The 15,765-nt window shown below is 45.8% G+C and carries 18 protein-coding genes; 10 read left to right on the top strand and 8 right to left on the bottom strand.

Annotation, left to right across the window (positions count from 1 at the left end):
* Positions 1–8 precede the first annotated feature (8 nt).
* The 3 genes from RJ41_RS12570 to proB all read right to left on the bottom strand — a co-directional run bounded on the left by RJ41_RS12570 (position 9) and on the right by proB (position 2,692).
* The gene (locus tag RJ41_RS12570) at positions 9–1,025 is read right to left on the bottom strand and encodes a D-2-hydroxyacid dehydrogenase (protein WP_039221325.1); all 1,017 of its coding nucleotides are present in this window, start codon (positions 1,023–1,025) and stop codon (positions 9–11) included.
* Between the two features lie 3 nt (positions 1,026–1,028).
* Positions 1,029–1,466 (bottom strand): acyl-CoA thioesterase, encoded by a 438-nt coding sequence (locus RJ41_RS12565; RefSeq protein ID WP_039221322.1) that lies wholly within the window; start codon positions 1,464–1,466, stop codon positions 1,029–1,031.
* Between the two features lie 125 nt (positions 1,467–1,591).
* The gene (gene proB / locus RJ41_RS12560) at positions 1,592–2,692 is read right to left on the bottom strand and encodes a glutamate 5-kinase (protein ID WP_039221319.1); all 1,101 of its coding nucleotides are present in this window, start codon (positions 2,690–2,692) and stop codon (positions 1,592–1,594) included.
* Between the two features lie 193 nt (positions 2,693–2,885).
* Here proB and RJ41_RS12555 point away from each other — a divergent pair, with 193 nt between their 5' ends.
* The 4 genes from RJ41_RS12555 to RJ41_RS12540 all read left to right on the top strand — a co-directional run bounded on the left by RJ41_RS12555 (position 2,886) and on the right by RJ41_RS12540 (position 8,261).
* Positions 2,886–5,348, top strand: a complete 2,463-nt coding sequence (locus RJ41_RS12555) for a M1 family aminopeptidase (RefSeq protein ID WP_039221316.1) — start codon at positions 2,886–2,888, stop codon at positions 5,346–5,348.
* Entirely contained in the window at positions 5,338–5,922 is a 585-nt protein-coding gene (locus tag RJ41_RS12550; protein WP_039221314.1) for a DUF6702 family protein, read from the top strand. Before RJ41_RS12555 ends, RJ41_RS12550 begins: the two co-directional genes overlap by 11 nt.
* 174 nt (positions 5,923–6,096) lie before the next feature.
* Positions 6,097–6,516, top strand: coding sequence for a hypothetical protein (locus RJ41_RS12545; protein WP_039221311.1), 420 nt, complete (start codon positions 6,097–6,099; stop codon positions 6,514–6,516).
* 377 nt (positions 6,517–6,893) lie between these two features.
* On the top strand, positions 6,894–8,261 hold the full coding sequence (locus RJ41_RS12540; protein WP_039221309.1) for an ABC1 kinase family protein: 1,368 nt from the start codon (positions 6,894–6,896) through the stop codon (positions 8,259–8,261).
* A gap of 175 nt (positions 8,262–8,436) precedes the next feature.
* Here the strand turns inward: RJ41_RS12540 and RJ41_RS12535 are convergent, their stop codons facing one another.
* Positions 8,437–8,745 carry a DUF6482 family protein gene (locus RJ41_RS12535; protein ID WP_014951422.1) on the bottom strand — a complete coding sequence of 103 codons (309 nt, stop codon included), beginning with the start codon at positions 8,743–8,745 and terminating at the stop codon, positions 8,437–8,439.
* A gap of 90 nt (positions 8,746–8,835) precedes the next feature.
* Positions 8,836–9,228, bottom strand: coding sequence for a hypothetical protein (locus RJ41_RS12530; protein ID WP_014951423.1), 393 nt, complete (start codon positions 9,226–9,228; stop codon positions 8,836–8,838).
* A 382-nt stretch (positions 9,229–9,610) separates the two neighbouring features.
* Between RJ41_RS12530 and RJ41_RS12525 the strand changes: the two genes are divergently transcribed.
* The 6 genes from RJ41_RS12525 (at position 9,611) to RJ41_RS12500 (ending at position 13,930) form a co-directional block, all read left to right on the top strand.
* On the top strand, positions 9,611–10,471 hold the full coding sequence (locus tag RJ41_RS12525; RefSeq protein ID WP_039221305.1) for a DUF3014 domain-containing protein: 861 nt from the start codon (positions 9,611–9,613) through the stop codon (positions 10,469–10,471).
* On the top strand, positions 10,458–11,042 hold the full coding sequence (locus tag RJ41_RS12520; protein ID WP_039221302.1) for a DUF1285 domain-containing protein: 585 nt from the start codon (positions 10,458–10,460) through the stop codon (positions 11,040–11,042). The genes RJ41_RS12525 and RJ41_RS12520 overlap by 14 nt, the downstream gene beginning before the upstream one ends.
* A 150-nt stretch (positions 11,043–11,192) precedes the next feature.
* On the top strand, positions 11,193–12,485 hold the full coding sequence (locus RJ41_RS12515; protein ID WP_039221300.1) for an amidohydrolase family protein: 1,293 nt from the start codon (positions 11,193–11,195) through the stop codon (positions 12,483–12,485).
* Between the two features lie 24 nt (positions 12,486–12,509).
* Positions 12,510–13,100, top strand: a complete 591-nt coding sequence (locus RJ41_RS12510) for a YqaA family protein (protein ID WP_039221298.1) — start codon at positions 12,510–12,512, stop codon at positions 13,098–13,100.
* A gap of 163 nt (positions 13,101–13,263) precedes the next feature.
* A complete protein-coding gene (locus tag RJ41_RS12505) occupies positions 13,264–13,725 on the top strand; it encodes a hypothetical protein (protein WP_014951428.1) in 462 nt (153 codons plus the stop codon).
* Positions 13,726–13,750: 25 nt separating this feature from the next.
* Positions 13,751–13,930 (top strand): hypothetical protein, encoded by a 180-nt coding sequence (locus RJ41_RS12500; protein ID WP_014951429.1) that lies wholly within the window; start codon positions 13,751–13,753, stop codon positions 13,928–13,930.
* Positions 13,931–13,951: 21 nt separating this feature from the next.
* On the opposite strand, the gene tusA is transcribed toward RJ41_RS12500, so the two are convergent.
* The 3 genes from tusA to rph are packed head-to-tail and all read right to left on the bottom strand — an operon-like array spanning position 13,952 to position 15,614.
* Positions 13,952–14,212, bottom strand: coding sequence for a sulfurtransferase TusA (gene tusA / locus RJ41_RS12495; RefSeq protein ID WP_014951430.1), 261 nt, complete (start codon positions 14,210–14,212; stop codon positions 13,952–13,954).
* The gene (gene pyrE, locus RJ41_RS12490) at positions 14,202–14,843 is read right to left on the bottom strand and encodes an orotate phosphoribosyltransferase (RefSeq protein ID WP_039221293.1); all 642 of its coding nucleotides are present in this window, start codon (positions 14,841–14,843) and stop codon (positions 14,202–14,204) included. Before pyrE ends, tusA begins: the two co-directional genes overlap by 11 nt.
* A gap of 57 nt (positions 14,844–14,900) precedes the next feature.
* On the bottom strand, positions 14,901–15,614 hold the full coding sequence (rph, locus tag RJ41_RS12485; RefSeq protein WP_014951432.1) for a ribonuclease PH: 714 nt from the start codon (positions 15,612–15,614) through the stop codon (positions 14,901–14,903).
* Positions 15,615–15,765: the final 151 nt, after the last annotated feature.

Below are 15,765 nucleotides of genomic sequence, written 5' to 3'. Positions count from 1 at the left end.
AGCGGTGCCTAGCCCTGGGGAGCTGATAAAAAAGAAGATAAATGGGCAGATAAATAGTCAATAGCACTATCTAGCAGTTTTTGCCTAGCGCCATTACCAATCCACGCATTATGCGGCGTTACCAGCAAGTTAGGTAGTGCCTCTTTAAGCAATATATGATCAACAGGCGGAGGCTCGACACTTAATACATCTAATCCCGCGCCACCAATTTGATTGTTTTTAAGCGCATGATAGAGTGCCTTCTCATCAACCAAACCGCCGCGAGCCGTATTAATGAGGAAAGCGGTTGGCTGCATCAGCGACAATGTATCGGCATTAATAAGCTTGTCGGTGGCTTCAGTAAGAGGGCAATGAAGACTTACCACATCGGCATTTGGTAAAAGCGATGCAAGACTTGGACGAGGGTCGTCTTGTTTACCTGGGCGAGCAGCGATACTCACCTGCATACCCATAGCCTTAAACAATGCCTCTACACGCTTGCCAAGCTCACCATGTCCAACAATTACCGCATGCTTACCCGCCAATTCCACCACTGGATGATTGAGTAAGCAGAAATGAGAAGAGCTAGACCATGCTTGGTTGCGCATATCGCGCTGATACGCCACAAAATTGGTGGCCAAATTTAGTGCCAAGGTCAACGTATGTTGAGCGACGCTGTCTGTGCCGTAGCCCTCTACATTTTGAACGGTAATACCAGCCTGTTCGCAGTAATCACGGTCGATATTGTTCATGCCGGTCGCCGTTACGCCAATATAGCGCAGCTGACTGGCCTGCTGTAAATCTTTGGCTTGTAGCACGACTTTGTTAACCAGCACAGCATCGGCATTTTTAATGCGCTCGGCAACGTCTTCGGCTTGAGTTTGTTGATGAAGCGTTATCTTGGCGTCGAAATTATTTTGTACGTCATCAAGTGAAGAGGTATTAAGGCTGGGCAAATCCATGGTTTCGGCATCTAGAAAGACAACCTGCTTTTGTTTGCCGTTGCTCATCGCTTGTGATGCATTGTGTTTCGTCATTTTTGCCATGCTCTACATTACTTCCACAATCGACTCTAACGCTGTTTTCACATTAACAGGAATAGGAATGGCCTTGTCGGTTTTTCTATCTACAAACACATGCACAAATTGGCCATGAGCCACGCGTCGCTTATTCTCTCCGGCATAAACCGACAGGCCATAAGTCACTGAACTTCTACCAATTTTGACAACGCGCAAGCCTACAAAAATGTCTTCAGGGTAGGCTGCCGGAGCAATGTACTGACACTGACTGCTTACCACATACGCCACGGATTGCCCGTTGTGTATATCCAGTCCACCTTCTTCAATTAAAAAGCGGTTTACCGCGGTATCAAAGAAACCATAGTAAACAACATTGTTGATATGTCCGTACGCATCATTGTCTTGCCAGCGTGTGGCGATAGTGACTTTATAAGGGTAGTCGGCAAGTGTAGGAGTGATATCAGTCATGATGGTCCCTTAGCGAATAAATGTATCGATTTGTTGTTGGCGCAAATAACGAAAATCGATGAACGACTAACGCCAAATAATATTTAATGCGCGGAAGTCTGTTGCAGCGATTCTTTTGGGTAACGCTATGAGTAAAGCACCATATCGTCACGGTGAATGGCGACATCCGTTGTTTCATAACCTAACACACTGGCAATTTCTTTCGACTTTTTCCCTTTTATAAGCGTCAAGTCTTTTGCGTTATACAGGCAAAGCCCCTTGGCAATAACTTCGCCTTGGCACACCACTTCAACTGCATCGCCTTGTTCAAACAAACCGGTAACATCAACAATACCCGTTGGCAGTAATGACGCGCCTTTTCGCACTAACGCCTCTTTCGCTCCGCTATCAACTTCTATTCTGCCAGCGGTTTTAAGCGTATGGGTAAGCCACAGTCTGCGCGCGCTGGCGGGAGTGCTACTAGCATTGAATAAGGTTCCCGGCACTTTACCTTCAAGCAATGCATCGAAGGTTTCACCTTTTCTCCCGTTTACAATAAGAGTTTGAATACCGCTACTGGTGCACTTGTCTGCCGCTTCAATTTTTGTGCGCATGCCGCCAGTTCCTATCGCTGTTCCAGCGCCGCCGGCAAGGCCGTAAATAGTGCTGTCTATTTTATCTACCTGTGGAATGAGTGTTGCGCTGGCGTCTTTTCTTGGGTCTGCGGTAAATAAACCGTCGATATCTGAGCAGATAATGAGGGTGTCTGCTTGGGCGACTAGGGCGGTGTAAGCACCCAAGTTATCGTTATCACCTACTTTGAGTTCGTTGACAGCTACCGTGTCGTTTTCATTCACAATAGGTAACGCATTGTGATTCAGAATTTCGCGCAAGGTATTTTTAATATTCACGTAGCGGGTTCTATCGCGCAGATCATCCGCCGTTAACAATACTTGTGCACAGGGAAAGTCGAAAAAGCGCTGCCAGTTGGCCATCATTAAATTCTGGCCAATCGCTGCCATGGCTTGTTTTTCTGCAATAGATGCGTTGTGGCGAATCTTCACTTTGCTGCGGCCCGCGGCAACACTGCCAGAAGAGACAAGAATAATTTCTTTGCCAGCTTCGCGACTAGCAGTAATAAATCGAGCAAGAGACAGCAAATAACGCCCGCTGCATTCGTTGCCTTCAGGAGCAATGAGCGCACTGCCAACTTTTATAACGGCACGTTGCCAATTAAAACGGTTCATATGGGAAAGGAAAAAGATAACAAGAGCTTAAGAATACGACAGTTAAAGCGCGAAACAAAACGATCTGTTACAGTTTTTTTGCGTTAAAACATGGTTAGTTTACGGTCAAAAAATTGGATTGTGGCAGGCATGCTTATATACTAAAGACGATTATCTTATAACAATTCTAACTTACAAGTTGCAAGGAAACTGCATGAGCACCGCAAAACGACACTTTTTCTGGCTAGCGCCAGTGTTGTCTATGCTGATTTCTCTTCCTAGTACCGCCGCTATTAAACAAACTAAAGGCGATTTCGAAGATAAATTCCGTCAGCTGGACGAAGTTCTCCCTACTCCAAACGTATACCGTAACGCCGCTGGTGAGCCAGGCCACCAATATTGGCAACAACAAGTAGATTACGATATTGACGTAAAGCTACTTGAAGACAAACGCCGCATTGAAGCAAGCGAAACCATTACTTACCACAACAACGCGCCAGATACGCTTAAGTACTTGTGGATCCAGCTTGACCAAAACAAATTCCGCGACGATTCAATGTCTGCGCTTACTACCACGTTTGGCGGCATCGGCAATCGTGGGCCGGGCACGCAGGCAGCCGATGGCGACAAGCCAGCTAAGCTAAGCATGGGCGCACTGCGCCGCCAACAGTTTGTAGACGACAACGAGCTAGGCTACACAATCTCTCGCGTTGAAGACAAAGCGGGCAATGACTTACGCCACACAATTGTTGGTACGCTTATGCGTGTTGATTTGGCTAAGCCTCTAAAGCCAGGCAGCAAAGTAACGTTCGATATCGATTTTGCGTTTAACATTGTAGAAGAAGACGCTGTTTCCGCGCGTGCAGGTTACGAGCACTTCCCTGATGACGAACGTGAAGGTGGTAACGACATCTTCTTGCTAGCACAGTGGTTCCCACGCCTAGCTGCATACACGGACTACGAAGCCTGGACCAATAAAGAATTTATTGGCCGTGGTGAGTTCACGCTAGAATTCGGTAACTACGAAGTAGATATTACAGTTCCTGCTGACCACATCGTGTCATCAACGGGTGTGCTTCAAAACCCGAAAGACGTGTTAACTAAAACACAGCGCGACCGTTTAAAGAAGGCAGAAAAAGCTGACCGCATCGTATTCATCGTTTCACCAGAAGAAGCGATTGAGAACGAAAAAGAAGGCACGACTAAGCTTAAAACTTGGAAGTTTAAGGCAGAAAACGTACGTGACTTTGCATGGGCCTCTTCGCGTAAATTTGCGTGGGATGCGCGTGGTTATCAGCAAGGCGGTGACACTCAACCATTGGTAATGGCTATGTCTTTCTACCCGAAAGAAGGTGGCGAGCTATGGCAGAAGTATTCTACAGAATCAATCATCCACACCATGGATGTTTATAGCCGCTTTAGCTTCGATTACCCATACCCAGTAGCCCAGTCAGTTAATGGTCCAGTTGGCGGCATGGAATACCCCATGATCACCTTCAACGGTCCGCGTACAGAGCTTCGTGACGATGGTTCACGCACGTACTCGCTGGCTGAGAAACGTTTCCTTATTGGCGTGGTTATTCACGAAGTAGGTCATATCTATTTCCCTATGACGGTTAACTCTGACGAGCGTCAATGGACATGGATGGATGAAGGCCTTAACAGCTTCCTAGACGGCGTTGCCGGTCGCGAGTGGGACCCTACGATCCCTTGGGGCGTTGAGCCACGTGATATCACTGGCTACATGAAGTCTCAGACACAGGTGCCAATTATGACCCAGTCTGACTCTGTACTTCGCCTTGGCCCAAATGCCTATACCAAGCCTGCAGTAGCGCTTAACATTCTTCGCGAAACTATTCTTGGCCGTGAGCTGTTTGATTTCGCGTTTAAAGAGTACGCGCAACGTTGGATGTTTAAACGTCCTACACCATCAGATTTCTTCCGTACTATGGAAGAAGCGTCGGGCGTTGATCTAGACTGGTTCTGGCGCGGTTGGTTTTACACCACAGACCACGTAGACATCAGCCTAGACAGCGTATACAAGCTGCGTTTAGACACTGAAGATCCAGATATCGACTTTGCTCGCGAACGCGAAGCAGAAATGGAAAAACCAAAGTCGCTTACCGATATTCGAAATAAAGAAGAAGGTAAAAAACTTTGGGTAGACCGCTTTGAAGATATTAGTGACTTCTACGACGAAAACGATCGTTACACCGTAACTAACAAAGAGCGCAACAAGTACAAGAAATTCTTGAAAGATCTTGAGCCTTGGGAGCGTAAAGCCTTTGAGCGTGCGGTGAAAGAAGACAAAAACTACTACGTGCTTGATTTCAGCAACAAGGGTGGGTTGGTGATGCCAATCATCCTTGAGCTAACGTTTGAAGACGGCACAAAAGAAGAAATGCGTATTCCTGCGGAAATTTGGCGTCGTACACCTAAAGCGGTAAGCAAGCTTATTGTTACCGACAAAGACAAAGAGCTGGTAAGCGTGACGGTTGATCCGCACTGGGAAACCGCAGACGTAGATGTGGAAAACAACCACTACCCCCGTCGTATTATTCCTTCGCGTATTGAAGCGTATAAGAATAAGCCGCGTAACACTTACGAGTACCGCGACCTTATGCACGACTCAAAGACCGAGCTAAAAACCGACGACGAGGACAAAGATGACGAATAAGTTATCTTTGACCCGCTTGCAGCAGAGCGCGCATGCTCTGCTTGCAAGCGTAAGTGCATTCGCAATTACGGCTGCGCTATTAATTAGCGCAATGTCCTACAGTACTGCATCCCAAGCGCATCAAATAAAAGCAGCAATTACCACGGTGCTGTTCAATCCTAGAACAGAAAATATTGAGGTGATGCACCGCTTTAATTTGCACGATGCTGAACACGCGGTTAAGGCACTGTTCGACAAGCACGCAGATATTATGGACGACATAGAAACGCAGCAACAATTCGCTGATTACGTCGCCCACCACTTTGCAATTTTAAATGCAGCAGGCGAGCCATTAAAGCTTGCTGATGTTGGCTTTGAAGTTGAAGGTAAGCACTTTTGGGTTTATCAGGAAACAGCTGAGCCGCCTGTACTTGAAGGCATTAAAATTCGCCATGATGCATTGCGTGACTTGTGGCCAAAACAAGTGAATACACTAAATGTAGAAGGCAAGGGTGATATCAAAACCCTGACCTTTGCTGATAGCGTAAATTTGCTTGAAGTAAGCTTCAAAAGCCAAAATAGCGACCATCACTAATACCTAACGGTATAAGTTTGTGAAAGCCCACCCGCATTCCTTGTCAAACGGCAGTGATTGCGGGTGGGCTTTTTTGCTCGTGGTGTGAGACCGAAGTCGTATAGTCATCTTGGCATGCATGCTCTACCTTAACTATGGACAAAAAGTTACTAAATTCAGTTAATGAGGTACATCATGACCCATAGCGCTGCATCACCGTTGCCTTCACAGGTCAAGAAACCCCAATCAAGAAGTGAGCGTAGTGCACGAAAACTACGTGCATCCAAAGCAGCTCAGTGCGCTGTTCAAGCAGAAAATGCGCAGCAAACGCAAGATGCCGATGCAAAGAGTGTCAAACAAAACAATGCGTTCGCAGATAAGAAAAATATCATGTGGGTGCTGTTAAGTGGCGCAATGGCGCTAACTTTCGTCGTCATGCTGTTTTTGCCAGATACAGGGATGGGCGGCGGCCTTGTTTCCACCTATTCTGCCATGCTTTGGTGTGGCTTTTTTGGTGCAGCACTTTGGCGCTATAGAGCGACAAGTGGCTGGGCTGGGTTTGCTTATGGAAGCGTTGTTGGACTAGTGATTCAATTTATTTCACAGATAATCTAGCACACAGTGCTTTTACAATTGCCTTATGCAACTCGCCTAGTAAGAAACCGGTGAGCGACTAGGAACGGCAAGTACACATTTCTTTTAAGTACATTATGGGCAATCTAAACGCGGCTTTTAAATCAGACTTCTGTTTAAACAGCTGTCTTATCCGTTGATCGCCCTGTTAGCAGCCTCACTTCCTAAACATTAAATCCTGTTGATCTTTGATGTACAGCAATGGTCAACAGGTCCTCAATGACTTTTGGCTGGAAGAGCCGATCCAGACGTTTTGTCCGACAGTATAATTTATAAACTCTAGTTACTTTTTTTAGGTTATGTTTAGACAATAACAAACCAAACGTTACCCTTCGCCTTTAATAAAACTGAGTGAGCCTATGGCAGAGAAGCCCAATAAGTCCGCTGAATCGCTAAACCGTTCTAGTAGAGCGGTACCGTCGTCGCGTTTATCGCGAATAGGCCGCTTGGGTTCATTGGCAGGTAGAATTGCGGGTAATGTGGTGTCACAAGGTGCAGGGCAACTGTTAAAGGGTGAGAAGCCCGCGTTGTCTTCGCTGCTCTTAACGCCCAAAAACATTTCAAACATTGCAGATCAGCTTGCCAGTATGCGTGGTGCAGCTATGAAGCTCGGGCAGCTTATTTCAATGGATGCAGGAGATTTTCTCCCCGAAGAGCTCGCCGCTATTCTAGGGCGATTACGGGACGACGCTGACCCTATGCCAAAAGACCAGCTAATTACCACGTTGAATCAGTCTTGGGGCGAAAAATGGCAAGATGACTTACTTTACTTTTCCTTTGCCCCTATAGCTGCGGCCTCTATTGGCCAGGTGCATAAAGTCATTACGATGGACGGTCGGATGTTAGCAGTAAAAGTGCAGTATCCTGGCGTAAAAAAAAGCATAGATAGCGATGTAGACAACGTAGCTACACTTATAAAACTTACTGGCTTGGTACCTAAATCACTAGATATCAACCCGCTTTTACAAGAGGCGAAAGCACAGCTTCACCAAGAAGCTGATTACGTTCGAGAAGCTGACATGCTTAACCGTTATCGCGCGTTGGTTGAAAGCACCGACATCCAATGCAAAGGGAGTAAGGCGTTTGTCATTCCGCAAACCTTTGCTCCCCTTACCACCAGTACCGTGTTAGCGATGGATTTCATAGAGGCGCGTGACTTAGATGCGCTATTAAACGAGCCTCAGGACGTCCGAGATGCCGTGATGACGGCGCTAATGACTTTATTTTTTAATGAAATTTTTCATTTTAAGCTGCTGCAGAGCGACCCTAACTTAGCCAACTATCAGTTTAAACCCGATACAAAAGAAATCGTTCTGTTAGATTTTGGTGCTACACGGGACGTGCCTGACGCCATTTCAGCCCAGTATCAAGCGTTACTTAACAGCGCCGCAGCCAACGATAGAGCAATGATGCAGCAAGCCGCGTTTCGCATAGGATTAATTGACGAAAGCCACTCTCAAACGCAAGTCGACGCCGTCATAAACATTGGTATGGAGGCGTGTGAAGCGATTCGCTGCGAGGGCGCTTATGACTTTGGCCAAAGCGATCTCATTGCAAGGCTTCACGAAAAGGGAATGGCGCTGACTATGGAGCACAATTTTTGGCATACGCCGCCAGTAGATGCCCTGTTTATACACAGGAAGCTAGGTGGCTTATTTCTGTTGGCTAAACGATTGAAAGCTAAAGTAGATATGCGAAAGGCAGCAGGCACATGGCTGAATCTATAACCTGCACTTCGTTGGTGTGTTAAGCGAGTAAGAAACTACTTATTACGTAGCTTATATTTCGTTTATATCGGTTTTGCGTTGCTGGGCCATGTTTTACTGTAAAAACGTTACGCTGCGACCTTACGATACTTACACAGAACCCACTTAAAAAAGCTTACAGCGTTCGTACAACAGTCTAGTAAGGCAAATCCATACTGAACGGTAACGCCATCTGCTCTTTACTTTTTGGCGGGTTGCCAATCATTTCATCGTAAGGGGTATCGTGCTTCATTACCGCCTGTTGAACATGACAATGCGCAAAGGCTTCGCGAATGTGGCCGGCACTAAAAAAACGCATGGGCTTATCTTTGTTGTCGTAAAGCATGCCACTTTGACTGCCGATAGTGAGATAAACCAGGTAAACATTCATCTCATACGACTGAACTTCCAGATAATCTATCGCGGTAGGCGACTCTTCAATATCTCGAAAATAGAACTTCTGCATTTTTCTACCTCATGAATCAAGTATGCACCTTGCACGCCCTATATTCTTATTTAATGACGGAAGCTAGGGCGAAAAAGCAGAATATATACGTTAGGCAAGGTGCTCAGGTTCATTAGATAGATCTAGCGGAGGTCGATGGTTTTTAAACCGTACTGCATTTGCCAACACCAGTAAGGATGCAAGAGAGCAGGCACTGTATAGGAACGCCGCCGTTCCCATTCCAGAAGCAATCCATAGTAAAGGAAATACCAGCAACCTAGGGCCTTCAACAGCTAAAGCGACTTTCGCTTTAGACAGTATAAAGCCATTTTGTATACTCATAACAATGACAGTCGCTACAGCGATGATCTGATGCTTAGTTGACAAGTTATTGATATTTAAAAGGAGATAAAGCATTACTCCCAGCATGATTAGATGCTGCATAACACTGTAGCGTTTTACTGCTCGGTGTAATTTAGGGTGATACTGTCTAAACTTACTCACGCTAATTATCCTATAAGGGCACATTTAAGTTGAAACGGGGTCGTGAGGCTCGAAATATTCACTAATTATTATAGATAACAACGAGCTAGCATTTGCTTTTCAATGACTAATCAACACATTAGTACACAAACCCAATTTGTTAAACATTTGTTTTAAAATTATTTTTCCATTTACATAATATCGAATGTGAATGAGAAGAAAAAATGGGGGTTTTCCACTAAATTTGTATAAAAAGAAATCGGAAAATGACTTTTTTACGTTCAAAACGTGTTCAAAATAAGGAATTTACAATCGAAGGGAACATTTCTATTGATTGATTTTCTAAATTTGGGTGTTATCTCTGGTAGTATTACCAAAAGGAAAGTTTTGTAGCGGAGTCATTATGAGCGAATCGTCGGAAAAGAAATCGTTAGGCCCACACTTTATTATTGTAGGCATCCTACTTATTGTTATTCTGGCTGTAGTGTTTTGGCCCAGCGACGATGAGCCTGTGCCTGTAGTTACTCCTGAGCCCGAATTGACTGAACCTGAAGTGACTACCCCAGAAGAGCCTGAAGTATTCGAGCCTACTCAGCCAGCCCCAACAGTAGAGCTTGAGGAGAAAGACGAGGTCGAGCCGCTTCCAGAGACAGTGGAACCAGAGCCGGAACCTCTGGATACCAGCGATCCTGCGGTGAAAGCTTCACTTATTGAGAGTTCGTCTGCGAGCGAAGAAATGGTTAACCGCATGCTGGTTGACGAAGGTCTAATTCAACGCTTTGTGGTGTCGGTTACGAATCTAGCAAATGATGAGATGGCGCCTAACCACCAGTTACTAACGCCACCCGAGCAGAACTTCCGCGTATACTCTCAAGCAGGCAAGCAATGGATTGATGCAGCAAGCTATAAACGTTATACACCGTATGTAGATATGTTGGAGTCATTCAATAACGAAGCACTGCTTAATATATACGATATTTATAAAGACGATATTCAGGAGAAGTACGCCGAAATTGGAAGTCCTGACCAAGACTTCAACAGCGTATTACTAGATGCAATTGATCAGCTTCTTGATACACCTGAAGTACCAGTTCCTGTAGAGGTTTATACCGACTCGGTGGCCTACAAATATGCTGATGATCGTTTAGAGAGTTTAAACGAGCCACAGAAACAACTTCTTCGTACTGGCCCAGATAACATGCGTCGCATTAAGGCAAAGCTACGCGAACTAAAAGTAATGGTTGAAGAGCGTGGATCTAACTAGATTTCAACAACAGCTCAAGGGCACGTCGTCAAAAACGCGCCCTTTACCTCCTGTTGAACAATGGAATCCCGATTTTTGCGGTGACATTAATCTAACTATAGCGCTTGATGGAAGATGGTTTTACGAAGGCAGCCCTATAGGACGCGCAAGCCTTGTTCAGCTATTTGCCTCTGTGTTGAAGCGTGAAGGCGATAAGTACTTCTTAGTTACGCCCGTAGAGAAAGTGGGTATAACCGTTGAAGACACACCTTTTCTTGTAACTCAATGGCATAGAGAACAGGGTGAATCAGCGAGTGACAACACCTATGTGTTTACCACACAAACGGGCGACATTGTAAGGTTAGAGCGTTCTGATCAGCTCAAACTTCGCGTTCCGCCTAAAGCCATACAAGATCCAGAGGCAACGCCCATTCCCTACCTATGCGTTCGCAGAAACTTGTGGGCAAGACTACATCAAAATACCTATTATCAACTGCTTGAACAAGCTGATGAAAAACCGCATGACGCCGGCACGCAATTTAGTATTCAGTCAAACGGCATCACCTTTATTTTAGGTGAAGTAAGCAACTAGCCTAATTTTGTTGCTTCTGTCTCTTCGAACATATCAAAACGTAATTCATCTTCAATAAAGCACCGTTAACAGCGCTTTGTTTTGCGTTATCCCTCTGACTGCATTACATTCGATATAGTCTATAAAACAATCAACAAGAAGACCTATATCATGAACAAGCCTCTGATTACGCTGGCTGTTGCCAGTGCCTTACTCTCATCGCCCTTTTCCACTGTAGCCGACACGCTTATACATGCAGGGAAAGTGTTTACTGGTACATCAAAAAACCTACAGGAAAATGTCACCATTGTTGTGGAAGACAATAAAATTAAGGCGGTTAAAAAAGGGTTTGCTGAAGCCCAAGAAGGCGACACTGTCATCGATTTAAGGTCGTCAACCGTTATGCCTGGACTGATGGACATGCACGTTCATTTATCGTCGCAGCACGGTGGTCCACAAACGTATCTGGAGCGCTTTTCACTAAATGAAGCCGACTATGCATTACGGGCAGCGAACTACGCTAAGATTACGTTAAATTCGGGCTTCACCACGGTTCGCAACTTAGGGGATGGCTACAACGAAACCGTTGCGCTAAGGAACGCTATTAGTAAAGGCTATGCAACAGGCCCGCGTATTTATACCGTTGCTAAATCTATTGCTACTACAGGCGGACATGCCGATCCAAGTAATGGCTTATCTCATTTACTTCGCCCAGACGTAGGCCCTAAGCAAGGTGTGGTTAATGGCGAAGCTGAAGCCCGTGAAGCAGTAAGGACTCGTTACCAAGATGGTGCGGACTTAATCAAAATCACCGCAACCGGCGGCGTATTGAGCGTTGCTAAAAGCGGCCAAAACCCGCAGTTCATGACCGATGAACTAGAAGCAATTGTTGAAACGGCAAAAGACTACGGTATGACAGTAGCAGTGCATGCTCATGGGAAAGAAGGCATGAAGCGGGCTATTGAAGCCGGTGTGGACTCTATTGAACACGGCACTTATATGGACGACGAAATTCGCACATTAATGAAGAAGCACGGCACCTACTATGTGCCAACAATACTGGCAGGAAAGTTCGTAGCAGACAAAGCTAAAATTGATGGTTTCTTTCCGGAATTGGTGCGCCCGAAAGCTGCAGCCATTGGCCCGCTTATCCAAAATACCTTTGAACAAGCGCATAAAGCAGGCGTAAAAATTGCTTTTGGTACAGACAGTGGTGTATCAGCCCACGGCGACAATGCGCAAGAGTTCTCATTAATGGTTGAAGCCGGTATGAAGCCTGCCGACGCGCTGCTAAGTGCTACCGTGAATAGCGCGAGCTTACTAGGCATCAGCGATATTCTTGGCACCCTAGAAGAAGGAAAACTGGCTGACATTGTCGCGGTTAAAGGCAACCCGCTTGACGATATATCGCTTATGGAAAGCGTGTCTTTTGTGATGAAAGACGGAGTTGTTTACAAGCAGTAGAGAAAATAAAGTGGTAGGGATTACATGGAACTAGGTAAAAAGGTTAAGCACAAAACCAAAAAACTTGTCGATTCTAAGCATATGTTAAAGGGCATCACTCTTGCCTCATTTTTAGAATCAACCATTGTTCCCATACCACTAGAAGCTGTTATGGTGCCGTTGATGCAAGCCAGGCGAGAGTCGCTATGGAAAATCGCATTAATGGCCACCGTAGGCTGCGTGATTGGCGCAGTCTTCGGCTATGCACTCGGCTATTACCTTTTTGACCTTGTTGGCCAGTGGGTTATCGATACCTTTTTTAGCCAAGAACAGTTCGAAAGCGTTAAACAACAAATGCAGAATCAAGGCTTTTGGTTTGTGATGACCTTAGGTATTGCCCCAATTCCTTTTCAGGTTGCGATGCTTGCGGCAGGTGCAACCCAATACTCACTTCCACTTTTTCTTTTAGCCACTGTTATTGCACGTTCAATTCGCTATTTTGGGCTCGCAGCTGTGGTGTATTGCACAGGAGACAAAGCTGAGCAGCTCATTAAGCGCTACAAAATGAAAGCGGTTATTGCTATCTCAGTTGCAGTGCTTCTTTTATGGTGGCTGTCAAATTTAATCAGCCAATAAGCTTGCCTGTACTAGTGACTCAAAGCACTTAATAGTGCGAGACAAACGATGCCGTTGGTTCACGACAACGTAAATATCAAATCAACCCAATAGATTTTTTGAACTTTACATTTGATAATGATTCTTATTTGCACTAATGTAATAAAAAACAGGAGGTGCTTATATGAATGTTCAGCGGCTATGCCCAGTTTACAAAAAGTGGCTACAGCTAAACCCTTCAAACGCGCGACAGCATCGCTATGCTATGCAAGCGCAGACGCAGCAAGCCCATCAACAGGGTAGATTGGATTATGCGAGAGAGTTAGGCTATCAGACCTTTGAGGCCGCAAAGGTTATCCTTAATGCGCTTCAGCCTACCTCTTTGCAGAAAGTCAGTGTAGTTCAAGAAGACGTACTCGCTTTTTCCACTATGGGAATGTACTTATCTTCTCTGCTTGCCGAAGAACATAGGAAGCGAGAATCTCACGCTATTTTACAAGAATGTCAGCAACAGCTTATTGCCATATTACCCCTGCATGCCACCAATCCTTCTATATGCAGGCTAATCGCGGCCATTCAGCATACCCTTGAGCAAACCTATGTCCCCCAAGCAAGCAAACGACTCGCTTCTGTGGCCGTGCATTAAATACTTTAGATAAAAGGAGATAGTTATGGCGTCGAAACAAATTTCAAGCGAAGACGGCTTTGTCTCATTAAACGTTAGAGCTTCTGTACTTCAAAAAATGCTTAATGGTGAAGTGCTACACATGACAGATATTCACTGTACCTGTTCGCGAAGCAAGCAGGTTTTGAAGCAACTTTTATTGCAGGCTGCTAGCGGTCGCGAATAGAAACAGTAACAAAAAAGGCGCTCAAGCGCGCCCTTTCTTAATAACGTATTGGTAAGGCATGGTCTCGGTTTGAGACGCAACCAGCGTGTGGTCCATAAAGCGGCAAAAGCTAGGAATATCTCTGGCCGTTGAGGGATCGTCAGCCGTGACCGATAAAGTTTCCCCATCGGCCAGCTTTCGAATATTCAGACGCACCATCATTACTGGCTCTGGGCAACGCAATCCTAGCGCATCTAAATGCTGACTAGCCGCGCTAAATGCGCTGTCAAAATCAGATGCCATAATTTTCACGATAGGTGTTAATGGCGCTGATTTCGCTATCAAACCCGCCTTTCTCGGTCAGATAAGCCACGACATCGGCAAGCGATACAATAGAGATAACCTGAGTGCCAAAATCGCGCTCGACCTCTTGAATAGCTGACAGTTCGCCATTACCGCGCTCTTGTCTGTCTAGCGCAATCAGCACGCCAGACAAGCTAGCCTGCTGCTGCTCGATTAAGGTCATCGATTCGCGAATAGCCGTACCCGCAGTGATCACGTCATCCACCAGCATAACCTTACCTTCTAGTGGACTACCAACTAGATTACCGCCTTCACCGTGGGTTTTCGCTTCTTTGCGGTTGAAGCAATAAGGCACGTCAAGATTGTGGCTATCTGCCAGTGCGACTGCGGTAGTAGTCGCAATAGGAATGCCCTTATAGGCTGGACCAAAAAGTACATCGAACTCAACGCCAGCGTCCATTAACGCATCAGCGTAAAAACGCCCCAACTTAGCCAAATCGCCACCGCGATTAAACAAACCTGCATTGAAAAAGTACGGGCTAACGCGGCCTGACTTTAAAGTGAATTCGCCAAATTTCAGTACGCCACGTTCAATGGCAAACTCAATAAAATCACGCTGAAACGCTTTCATGATGACCTCTTAATTTCTAATTTACGCGTTGGTTCTAACTACGTGTCGATGACTCGCTTACGCTAGCGCCGCTTTTTGAATGTCGAACAGTTCACGTAAACCGTGCTTACCAATTTTCAGCATCTCGTCAAGCTCTTCAAACGAGAAGGGTTCGCCCTCTGCAGTACCTTGAACTTCAATCAGCTTGCCGGTTTCGGTCATCACGATATTCATGTCTGTCTCTGCCTCAGAGTCTTCGGTGTACTCAAGGTCAGCGATTGGCGTACCTTCGTAAATACCTACTGAAAGGGCGGCAATCATATGTTTAAGCGGGTTAGTTTTGATAATGCCTTTCGCACGCATGTAAGTAAGTGCATCAACAAGAGCTACACACGCACCGGTAATTGACGCTGTGCGCGTACCGCCGTCGGCCTGAATAACGTCGCAGTCCAACGTAATGGTGTTTTCACCCAGAAGTTTTAAATCTACCGCTGCGCGTAGTGAACGCGCAATTAGACGCTGGATCTCTAACGTGCGGCCGCCTTGTTTACCGCGCGCCGCTTCACGGCCGCTTCGCGTATGGGTAGCACGTGGAAGCATGCTGTACTCAGCTGTAATCCAGCCTTTCCCTTGGCCCTTCATAAAGCGTGGCACACCTTCTTCTACCGTCGCATTACACAACACCTTAGTGTTACCAAACTCTACAAGAACAGAGCCTTCTGCGTGACAAGTGTATTGGCGAGTAATTGTAACAGGGCGAATTTGACTGGCGGTTCTGCCGCTTGGACGCATAGTGTTCTCCACAACGTAAGTGCTTAAAAAAGGGTAGCGTTTTACAGGTTTTATTGGCGATATGTGAATAGAAAGCCCAGTTCGCGGTCAAAACCTATAAATTCGATGTAGCTACGAAATTGCGCCTAAGTATAACGCAATACCCGCGGCC

It is taken from the genome of Alteromonas marina (assembly GCF_000808575.1).
In the GTDB taxonomy this organism is placed as follows: Bacteria; Pseudomonadota; Gammaproteobacteria; order Enterobacterales; family Alteromonadaceae; genus Alteromonas; species Alteromonas marina_A.
Note: the sequence above shows the minus strand (reverse complement) of the source record. Positions and strands in the feature narration are given on the sequence as shown.

Excerpts from the sequence above, each read along its gene's own strand:
- RJ41_RS12570 (WP_039221325.1), bottom strand. The coding sequence starts at position 1,025 with ATGGCAAAAATGACGAAACACAATGCATCACAAGCGATGAGCAACGGC.
- RJ41_RS12565 (WP_039221322.1), bottom strand. The coding sequence starts at position 1,466 with ATGACTGATATCACTCCTACACTTGCCGACTACCCTTATAAAGTCACT.
- proB (WP_039221319.1), bottom strand. The coding sequence starts at position 2,692 with ATGAACCGTTTTAATTGGCAACGTGCCGTTATAAAAGTTGGCAGTGCG.
- RJ41_RS12555 (WP_039221316.1), top strand. The coding sequence starts at position 2,886 with ATGAGCACCGCAAAACGACACTTTTTCTGGCTAGCGCCAGTGTTGTCT.
- RJ41_RS12550 (WP_039221314.1), top strand. The coding sequence starts at position 5,338 with ATGACGAATAAGTTATCTTTGACCCGCTTGCAGCAGAGCGCGCATGCT.
- RJ41_RS12545 (WP_039221311.1), top strand. The coding sequence starts at position 6,097 with ATGACCCATAGCGCTGCATCACCGTTGCCTTCACAGGTCAAGAAACCC.
- RJ41_RS12540 (WP_039221309.1), top strand. The coding sequence starts at position 6,894 with ATGGCAGAGAAGCCCAATAAGTCCGCTGAATCGCTAAACCGTTCTAGT.
- RJ41_RS12535 (WP_014951422.1), bottom strand. The coding sequence starts at position 8,745 with ATGCAGAAGTTCTATTTTCGAGATATTGAAGAGTCGCCTACCGCGATA.
- RJ41_RS12525 (WP_039221305.1), top strand. The coding sequence starts at position 9,611 with ATGAGCGAATCGTCGGAAAAGAAATCGTTAGGCCCACACTTTATTATT.
- RJ41_RS12515 (WP_039221300.1), top strand. The coding sequence starts at position 11,193 with ATGAACAAGCCTCTGATTACGCTGGCTGTTGCCAGTGCCTTACTCTCA.
- RJ41_RS12510 (WP_039221298.1), top strand. The coding sequence starts at position 12,510 with ATGGAACTAGGTAAAAAGGTTAAGCACAAAACCAAAAAACTTGTCGAT.
- RJ41_RS12505 (WP_014951428.1), top strand. The coding sequence starts at position 13,264 with ATGAATGTTCAGCGGCTATGCCCAGTTTACAAAAAGTGGCTACAGCTA.
- RJ41_RS12500 (WP_014951429.1), top strand. The coding sequence starts at position 13,751 with ATGGCGTCGAAACAAATTTCAAGCGAAGACGGCTTTGTCTCATTAAAC.
- tusA (WP_014951430.1), bottom strand. The coding sequence starts at position 14,212 with ATGGCATCTGATTTTGACAGCGCATTTAGCGCGGCTAGTCAGCATTTA.
- pyrE (WP_039221293.1), bottom strand. The coding sequence starts at position 14,843 with ATGAAAGCGTTTCAGCGTGATTTTATTGAGTTTGCCATTGAACGTGGC.
- rph (WP_014951432.1), bottom strand. The coding sequence starts at position 15,614 with ATGCGTCCAAGCGGCAGAACCGCCAGTCAAATTCGCCCTGTTACAATT.